The sequence below is a fragment of the Geitlerinema sp. CS-897 genome (assembly GCF_028368005.1).
GTDB lineage: Bacteria > Cyanobacteriota > Cyanobacteriia > Cyanobacteriales > Geitlerinemataceae > Baaleninema > Baaleninema simplex.
Genome location: NZ_JAQNCQ010000117.1, coordinates 1 through 8,587, shown reverse-complemented (window position 1 = coordinate 8,587; position 8,587 = coordinate 1). Strand labels below are relative to the sequence as shown.

Annotated in this window: 8 protein-coding genes; 4 read left to right on the top strand and 4 right to left on the bottom strand. The window is 52.6% G+C overall.

Annotated elements, in window-relative coordinates:
* The first annotated feature begins 465 nt into the window (after positions 1-465).
* Genes POG22_RS07365 through POG22_RS07355 form a run of 3 tightly spaced genes read left to right on the top strand, consistent with a single transcriptional unit; the run spans position 466 to position 4,602 of the window.
* Entirely contained in the window at positions 466-1,305 is an 840-nt protein-coding gene (locus POG22_RS07365) for a DUF928 domain-containing protein (RefSeq protein WP_498904485.1), read from the top strand.
* Positions 1,290-4,073, top strand: a complete 2,784-nt coding sequence (locus POG22_RS07360) for a CHASE2 domain-containing protein (RefSeq protein ID WP_063717490.1) — start codon at positions 1,290-1,292, stop codon at positions 4,071-4,073. The genes POG22_RS07365 and POG22_RS07360 overlap by 16 nt, the downstream gene beginning before the upstream one ends.
* Before the next feature lie 52 nt (positions 4,074-4,125).
* Positions 4,126-4,602: a low molecular weight protein-tyrosine-phosphatase gene (locus POG22_RS07355; protein ID WP_026097456.1), complete on the top strand. Its 477-nt coding sequence runs from the start codon at positions 4,126-4,128 to the stop codon at positions 4,600-4,602.
* A 233-nt stretch (positions 4,603-4,835) separates the two neighbouring features.
* Here the strand turns inward: POG22_RS07355 and POG22_RS07350 are convergent, their stop codons facing one another.
* The 3 genes from POG22_RS07350 to POG22_RS07340 all read right to left on the bottom strand — a co-directional run bounded on the left by POG22_RS07350 (position 4,836) and on the right by POG22_RS07340 (position 7,026).
* Positions 4,836-5,621: a sulfite exporter TauE/SafE family protein gene (locus POG22_RS07350; RefSeq protein WP_063717489.1), complete on the bottom strand. Its 786-nt coding sequence runs from the start codon at positions 5,619-5,621 to the stop codon at positions 4,836-4,838.
* A 15-nt stretch (positions 5,622-5,636) separates the two neighbouring features.
* A complete protein-coding gene (locus POG22_RS07345) occupies positions 5,637-6,335 on the bottom strand; it encodes an MBL fold metallo-hydrolase (RefSeq protein WP_498904483.1) in 699 nt (232 codons plus the stop codon).
* Between the two features lie 292 nt (positions 6,336-6,627).
* On the bottom strand, positions 6,628-7,026 hold the full coding sequence (locus tag POG22_RS07340) for an ArsR/SmtB family transcription factor (protein WP_035492445.1): 399 nt from the start codon (positions 7,024-7,026) through the stop codon (positions 6,628-6,630).
* 221 nt (positions 7,027-7,247) lie between these two features.
* On the opposite strand from POG22_RS07340, the gene POG22_RS07335 reads away from it, so the two are divergent.
* Complete coding sequence (locus POG22_RS07335) at positions 7,248-7,466, top strand: photosystem II protein, Psb35-related (RefSeq protein ID WP_017659489.1); 219 nt, start codon at positions 7,248-7,250, stop codon at positions 7,464-7,466.
* A 235-nt stretch (positions 7,467-7,701) separates the two neighbouring features.
* Here POG22_RS07335 and POG22_RS07330 read toward each other — a convergent pair.
* Positions 7,702-8,587, bottom strand: an 886-nt coding sequence (locus POG22_RS07330) for an IS200/IS605 family accessory protein TnpB-related protein (RefSeq protein ID WP_498904481.1), incomplete at its 5' end; no start/stop codon positions are given.

Below are 8,587 nucleotides of genomic sequence, written 5' to 3'. Positions count from 1 at the left end.
CCTCTCCCCTTCTCCCCTTCTCCCCCTCTCCCTCAAGTTGGTTTCCTCTCAAGGTTCGACTAAACTGGGCTTAGAGGACTTCCTCATTTCTGAGAATTTCGAGCGGATGTTGAGTTTCAACTTTGCAAGTTTCAGTCTTTCACACTGAAACCTACCCTTTAGAATGGCTGCGCTCCTCAGAAATTTCCGGACAATTCCAACTTACAGAACTATTAAATAACAGTGCTGGTGGAAATTCTTGCTTAAAATTAAGTTTTATTACCGAGCAAACCAGCTTGCCTTATGTTGACTAGCCATCGTTCGATCGCGTGCGCGTCATTTGCTACGATCGCAGCGATCGGGTGCATCTTTTACCCCAAAGTGTCCTTTTCGATCCCATCAACAGATTCGTCCCCAGGCGAGCCTGCCAAATCAGATCGAACTGACACGTTCACCAGTTCTCAACGCAGCGAACTCAGTGGAATTGTGCGCTTCGAGCCGCCCCCAGAAAGTCCTCCCGCACCACCCGAAAGTGGTGGAGGGGGTTCGCGGGGAATCGTGCATTTCGAGCCACCCCCAGAAGAACCCGCCGCCCCCGGCGAAAGCGGAGGAGGTGGGTCTCGCTATCGCTGGGAGTTCGAACCCCCCGACGAGGATGCACCCGAGGAAAGTGGGAGTGGCGCATCCCGTAGCGAAAACGAATTTGCCGTCTCGAGCCAAGACTCTGAGTCTCAACTCGTATCGCTAACGCCACTCGTTCCAGAGACCCATTACGGTAGAACCGTTGCTGCCCGTCCGTCGTTTTTCGTCTACGTGCCAGAAACCGTCGCTCGCCAAATGTTTTTCAGCCTGCACGAGTACGTGGCGACCGACAACGAAACGGTCGATCGTTTCCCTCACTACCAAGGGGTTTTATCGATTTCTGGCTGTGAGGGCATCGTACAACTGACACTGCCGTCGGAAGCCCGAGAACTCGAACTCGGAAAAAACTATCAGTGGTACGTTGCCGTCGTCACGAGCGATCGACTGCGTCCTGACAGTCCCAGTACTTCTGGATGGGTGCGACGAGTTCCTCAGTCTCCCGATTGGGAAAGTCTGGCTTCAAAGGAAAACAGCCTCGATTTGGCTGCCACCTACGGACGTTCCGGAATTTGGTACGACGCTCTCGAAGTTCTCGCTGCGTTGCGACAAGCTCGCCCCCATAGCAACGTTTTAGCAACTGAATGGCGCGACCTTTTAGCTCAAGTCGGACTCGAGGCGATCGCCGATCGCCCCTTCGTCGATTCAACCCCAGTCAGCTCGACCCACGAATGTGGCAACGGTTGACGAGGTGGTTGAGTAGCTGGCAGGGTGTGTTTTTTACCGCCCCGCCAGTGGCGTTGGTCGTCAGTTTTACCGCTACCTTTGGCGGATTTCAATTATTCGAGCGTGTTGCCATCGATACGCTGTTTCGCCTGCGTCCGGACGCACCCGTGGATTCACGAATCGCGATCGTGGCCATCGGCGAAGCAGATATCCGCCGCTTGGGGGAGTGGCCGGTTCCCGATGCAGTTCTTGCCGAGGTCATCGAACGCGTTCGGAATCGGTCTCCCCGCGCGATCGGTTTGGATTTGTACCGAGATTTTCCTGAAGAACCGGGATACGATCGCTTGGTCGAGGTCATGAAATCGACACCGAACTTAGTCGGTATCGAAAAAGCACTCGGCGAAGATACGGTCGCCCCTCCCCCGACTTTGGCTCGACTCGGTCGCGTCAGTCTGGCCGACGTGATGGAAGATGGCGACGGGAAAGTCCGCCGGGCACTCGTTTCTTCTCGCATCGACGGTCGGCTACGTTTCGGATTGGGCGTCGATTTGAGCCTGAAATACCTCGAACGCGAAGGTCTTACCCTAGAGCGCCTTTCAGACTGTTTGTCTTGTTACCGCTTGGGACAGGCGACGTTCGTTCCGTTACGATCGCCCATTGGAGGCTATTCGGAAGCCGTGTCTGGGGGCTATCAGATTTTTCTCAACTATCGCGGTGGGAACGGTAGTTTCCCTCAAGTGTCGCTCAGCGACGTTCTCGAGGATAAGGTTCCAGGGAACTTTTTCCGCGATCGCATCGTGTTGATCGGTTCGACCGCCAGCAGTACGAAAGACGTATTCCCGACGCCCTACGGAACGGGATCTTCAGCCATGAACGGCGTCGAGGTTCACGCCCACGTGGCCAGTCACCTCATGTCGGCAGCCCTCGACGGACGCCCGCTGCTGCAACCTTGGACGCAGGAAGAAGAATGGTTGTGGATCGCGATATGGTCGTTTGTCAGCGGCGCGATCGTCTGGCGCGTTTTAGTCCGCCATCGCAGCGGGACGAGTTCTCTCTGGTACAGCTCTCTGTCGGGAATTGCCATCTGTTGGATTCCCTTAGCCGGAATAACCTATGTGGGATTCGTTACCGGGAGCTTAGTTCCAGTGGTTTCTCCAGCCGTCGCAGTGGTGGCGACGAGTTTGGCGGTGTCAAATTATTACAGTCAGTTGAAGCTTAAAACGACGAACGAACAACTCGAACGAGCTAACGAACAACTCGAACAGGCTAACGAACGACTTCGGGAGTATTCTTCGGTGTTGGAGGAAAAAGTTCGCGATCGCACCCGAGAACTCGAAGTGGCCAAGCAACGAGCGGACGCCGCCAATCAAGCCAAAAGCGAGTTTTTGGCAAATATGAGTCACGAGCTGAGAACGCCCCTCAACGGCATTCTCGGGTATGCGGATATTCTACAGCGGGATTCTCAGGTCACGACGAAACAGCGCGACGGATTGGTGGCGATTTATCAGTGCGGAACTCATTTGTTAACGCTGATTAACGACGTTCTGGATTTGTCGAAAATCGAAGCGAGAAAATTCGAGTTGCAGCCGATCGAATTCGATTTTTTGGGTTTTTTGCGAAGTGTGGCGCAAATGTGCGCGATTCGTGCGTACCAGAAAGGGATTACGTTCGATTGCGATATCGATCCTCGGTTGCCAGCAGGAATACGGGCAGACGAGAAACGCTTGCGTCAAGTGCTGTTGAATTTACTGGGCAACGGTATCAAGTTTACCGATCGCGGTGGGGTCGTGTTTCGCGCGACGCTCCTGCAACCGCCTGTAGAGACTTCTGAAAGCGGGCTGTCGGATCGCGGGACGCTGAAATCTTGTCGCGTTCGGTTTGAGGCGATCGATACGGGGGTGGGTATGACTTCCGAGCAGATCGAGAAAATTTTTCAGCCTTTCGAGCAAGTGGGCGATCGCCGCAAACAAGCTGAAGGCACGGGATTGGGTTTGTCGATCGGACAGAAAATCGTTCAGGCGATGGGTAGCACGTTATGGGTAAACAGTCAACCCAAAAAAGGAAGTGTTTTTGGTTTCGAGTTAGAGTTGGAGGTGGCCGAGCGTTGGGAACGTCCCTCAACCGGAAGCATATCGTTAGTCGTGGGGATCGATGGCACGCCGCCGACGGCTTTGGCCGTTGACGATAGCGATTACGGACGTGCGGTGTTGGTGTCTTGGCTGAACGACCTCGGCTGTCCGACGGTGGAGGCGGCGGATGTCAAAACAGCGTTGAGACGCTTGCAAAAAGGGGCGATCGATGTGGCGTTCGTCGATTGGATGTTGCCCGATAGGGGCGGAGTGGACGCGATCCGTCGGTTGAAGCGGTATCGACCGGACGGCGGTTTGAAAATTGTGGTCTGTTCGGCCAGTGCCTTCGAGCGCGATCGCGAAGCCGCTCTGACGGCTGGGGCAGATGCGTTTCTCTCAAAACCTCTCTCGCGCGATCGCGTATTGCAAACACTCGAGGAGTTGTTGGGCTGTCAGTGGATTTACGGAATGCCCGATCGCGAGGTTCGAGCAGCCGATCTTCGGAACCACAGCAAGGATATCGTTCCCCCACCGCACGATCGCCTCGAACGATTGCACGAACTGACACTTCAAGGCAATTTAAAGCGGTTGAGCGGGGAAGTCGAAGCGTTGAAAGCAGAAAACCCTCAGTTGACTCCCTTTGCCGATCGGGTGTTGGAATTCGCGAAAACTTTTCAGGTCAAACAGTTACGGGCTTTCCTCGATAACTATTACACGTAGTCGATCGCCACTTACTGTTACTGTGATGGCAATCTGAATTGAAGACGAAACTATGGCTTATCGATTGCTGTTCGTGTGTTTGGGCAATATTTGCCGCTCTCCGTCTGCGGAAAATATCATGCGCTATCTCATCGAACAGGCGGGTTGGAAAGGGGAAATTACCTGCGATTCAGCAGGAACGTCCGATTACCACATTGGAAAACCGCCCGACAAGAGAATGCAGGAAGCGGCTGAAAAACGAGGTATTGCCTTAGTGGGAAGCGCCCGTCAGTTTGTCGCAGAAGATTTCGATCGCTTCGATCGCATTTTGGCGATGGATTTGGAAAATTACCACAATATCCTCGCCCTCGATCGCGCGGGAATTTACGAGAATAAAGTTTATTTGATGTGCGATTTTTGCCGAAACTACACGGTTAAAGAAGTTCCCGATCCCTATTACGGCGGTCTCGAAGGTTTCGATCGCGTTATCGATCTACTCCTCGATGCGTGTGAAGGACTCCTCGCTGATATCCGCCCGCATTTGGATTAAGAGCAGGGAAGACAAGGGGGCAAGGAAGAAACTGTCAACTGTCTCCACTGCTTCACGGCTCACTACTCATTGCTTGCTGAACCAGCACTGTTAACGCTCCGGTGAACCCCTCATACGGAATCCGCACACCATAACCCCTCTTAAAGCGATCGCCCAAAATCGATTTAAGTCTTGGCTTACAGGGAATTTACGACGAGGGCCGCAAAACAGGGTTTTCAAACCTGGATTCCGTATCACAAGTTCAAAAGGGTAAACACAGCGACAGCTAAAACGAAATAGCCAAAGCTTTTTTGTAGGTGTTTGGCATCGATCGCTCTGGCGAGATATCCACCGACGAGCGTTCCCAGGGTAGCGGCGGTGGTGAAGGATAGAGTTAACGGCCAGTCGAGATCGACTTGATTGATGTAGCCGAGAAAGCCACTGGCGGAGTTAATAGCAATTAGCAGTAACGAGGTGCCGATCGCTTCTTTCATAGGAACGCCACCCAACAATACGAGGGCGGGAACGATGGCAAATCCACCCCCAACGCCGACGAATCCCGTCAGAACGCCAGTGAAAACCCCAACGACGGGTAAAGTTGCCGCGTCGAACCTTTGGGATTGAGTGGGGATTGCTGTTTTGGAAGGCGATCGATCGCTTTTGCGAATTGTCAAGAGGCTCACCACCAACATGATTGTCCCGAAACTCAACAGTTGCACGGTGTCGGTAACAAAGGGTAACGTCACGATTTGCGCTCCGCCATACGCTCCTACTATGGCAAAGGGCGCAAAAATGAAGGCAACTTTCAAATTGACGTGATGCTGTTGCCAGTGGGGAATTAAGCCGACGAGACTGACGAGGCCGACGACAAACAAACTCGTGGCGACAGCGAGTTTCGTCGGTAAACTCATGACATAGACGAGCGTGGGAACGGCTAGAATCGAACCGCCTCCGCCGAGGAGTCCCAAACTCAAGCCGATCGCAACGGCTAGTAAATGTCCGATCGCCCAAGTCAGGACCGAGGGGGCGATAACTTCCATAAAATATACTTCGTTCTATGCGTTCTGACTCACACAGCCACATCGGACGTTGGCGGGAAGGGCTTCGGCGATCCGCTGCGGCTGGGGTAAGTTGAGATTCTCCATCAGTTCGATGAAGGCAGCGCGATCGCGACCCACTAGACGAGGGTTGAAGCGTTTTTCTTCGCCGATGGTGGAAACGGTGTGTCCTCGGTAGTCGTGACCGGGATACACCAACGTTTCGTCGGGTAGGGTAAACAACCGCTGCGTGATGGTGTCGTAGAGGGTTCCCGCATCGCCGCTTTGGAAGTCGGTTCGTCCACAGCCTCGAATCATTAGGGAATCCCCGGTCAGGACGCGATCGCCGTCGATGAGATACGCCATGTGACTGTCGGTATGTCCCCAGGTGGCGATCGCTCGAATGGATACTCGACCGACTTGCAATACCTCGCCGTCTGTCAAAACGCGATCGGCACAGTCGGCTTGGGCGTTTTCGGGGACGACCGTTTGGCATCCCGTGAGTTCGCGCAGTTTCCCGCCTCCCGTCACGTGGTCGGCGTGGATGTGGGTTTCGATGGCGTACCGCAGGGTCGATCCCAATTCGTCGATGAGGGTGCGATCGCGATCGACTTGCGCGACGACCGGATCGATAACGGCCGCGTCACCGCTGAGTTCGTCGGCAACGAGATAAGTATAAGTACTGGTTTCTGGATCGAAGAGTTGTCGGAACAGCATAATTTGCGTCCTCTGTGCGATCGGAAGACTCTGTTATCGATTGTATACAATTACTTGACTGATTAGTTATATTTTGTCGGTTCCAGAAGAGAGCTAACGTCCCCACCTCTGCGATCGATGACTCAACTGTCAATATTACGACTCATCGATCGAACGATTGTTGCAAACTTTTGCCGGAGATCCCCGGCATCTCCAAGATGCCGGGGATCTGGCTTGGTTTATTTAACATAAAATTTGTTTTTTGTCAATTCCCGTTCTCGAAAAGTTTTCTGCACCACTGAGATATTACGACTCATCGATCGAACGATTGTTGCAAACTTTTCAACAGTTCGACCTGTTCGCTGCGTTGCTGCATCTGTGCTGTCAGTGCTTGACAGACGAGGTTACACAAAGGAAAAACGAGCGGATTGCAAATACTGTAAAAAACGTTGACCCCTTGTTGGTTGCGGCTGACAATTCCCGCTTGACTCAATAATTTCAGATGTTTCGAGACGTTGGCTTGTCCCAAACCCGTAGTTTCGATGATTTGCGAGACGTTTTTATCGCCAGATTTGAGACAGCAGACAATTCGCAAGCGGTTGACTTCTGAAAGAACCTTGAAAAAATCAGCGATCGTTTCGAGGGCTTCGGGGGAAGCATCAATTAATCCACAGTCAGACGTGGATGACGGAGCGGACAATCGATCGGACATATTAACACCGAAGGGGCAACAACGCTTAAATGTTCATATTATCACAAAGTTTTAAGGATCGGCGATCTCGGGGGAAGGTTCGGCTCGTTTACGGGTATCACAACTTATTTTTTGTCAAGCGCTATTTACATTGCTTAACAAAATGTTATAATGTGTAACATACAGACAAAACGAAACGCACTCGAGCGTTTGAGTCGTCCCTCATCAGGAGAACAATAACTATGGCATTTGTAATCGGAATCCTCGTCGTGGGTTGGGTTGCCGCAGCACTGATCGGAACCCAAGCCTATTTCCGAGGCGAACAAACCAAACCCATCCACGAGCGGAACTGGAATTCTGACGAGTTCGATCGCCTGGCCGAGTCCTTCACCGGAAACCAAACCGACTACAGCGATCGCACCCCCGCTTACAGCATGGACGCCTTTGCCACCAAGAGCTAGATCGATAGTGTGCAGCGCATCGCGTTAAAAACTGCAAAAGATTCGAGGCTGACTCCGGAGTCAGCCTCTTTTTCGGTGTAAAGACATCGAAACGACTCGAAAGATGTACCGAGAGACTCCCAAATCGATCCATCACGGGAAAGATCGGTGAGTGCCGCTTTATGAAGCTCACCCCACCTGCTAGGGCGCGAGGTGGGGGTGTCGGTGCTAACCTGGAACTGTGCTAGTCCACAGATCACACAGACAAGCCCAGCTTCACCGGCGTTCGTCCAGAACGTTTGCTGGAGCGTTCCTTACGGTCATTTCTGCGCGTAAGCTTAAGGATGCCTCGGGCAGCAATGTTCAGCGCCCCATTGAGGTCTGCGTTGTATCGCTTGCCCGAAGAAAATTTGGCCAGCGCATAGTTTTTGGAGTCCCGCCGCACTACTCCACTCCCGTCATAGGCAAGCTTTGAGGTATAAGCGGCAACGACATCAACAACCTTACCGCCAATCTCTTGCCACTTCATCTCGGTAAAATCTCGAATCATCCCTTTGAGCCATCCATGAAAGCGTTGGCGCAGGTTAGACCGTTTTCGTCCACCTTTAGCTTTCCATCCTTTCAGGTTCTCAAAGACAATGGCATCGGCTTTGAATTGTCGGGCAATCTGGACAATACGCTTCGAGACGATCTGTCCGATTTGACGGTTGATGTTACGGCATTTGCGATAGGTATTAGAGCAGAAGCCTTTTTGGAGACTTCCACCTTTCCCCATCGTCTTACTGGCTCGTTTCGATACCGATTTCAGTCGCTTATCCCGACGGTCGCCGTTCCGCAGGACGCAGGTTCCTGCGGCTGCGGCGACTTCGTCGATGTCTCTTCCTAGGTGAATAAATTCACGATGGATTACAGTGCCGTCAAAATTCACGACTGCAACGGTTGCGGTGGTGTTAATACCGAGGTCAACACTCACTACATTGCCATCTTCCTCCCGTTGGGGGGGATGGCACTCAAATGGAACTGAGAGGTGACAGACATTCTTCTCCTCATTAAAAATGAGGGAGGGTGACAGTAGTTTGTTGCTGTCTACCGTATGCCGTTCTCGTAGACCTGTAATCCCAACGGTTGTCCAGACCCAATCT

What these genes read in the sequence shown, in the direction of transcription:
- POG22_RS07360 (WP_063717490.1), top strand. Translation starts at nt 1,290, where the DNA reads ATGTGGCAACGGTTGACGAGGTGGTTGAGTAGCTGGCAGGGTGTGTTT.
- POG22_RS07355 (WP_026097456.1), top strand. Translation starts at nt 4,126, where the DNA reads ATGGCTTATCGATTGCTGTTCGTGTGTTTGGGCAATATTTGCCGCTCT.
- POG22_RS07350 (WP_063717489.1), bottom strand. Translation starts at nt 5,621, where the DNA reads ATGGAAGTTATCGCCCCCTCGGTCCTGACTTGGGCGATCGGACATTTA.
- POG22_RS07345 (WP_498904483.1), bottom strand. Translation starts at nt 6,335, where the DNA reads ATGCTGTTCCGACAACTCTTCGATCCAGAAACCAGTACTTATACTTAT.
- POG22_RS07340 (WP_035492445.1), bottom strand. Translation starts at nt 7,026, where the DNA reads ATGTCCGATCGATTGTCCGCTCCGTCATCCACGTCTGACTGTGGATTA.
- POG22_RS07335 (WP_017659489.1), top strand. Translation starts at nt 7,248, where the DNA reads ATGGCATTTGTAATCGGAATCCTCGTCGTGGGTTGGGTTGCCGCAGCA.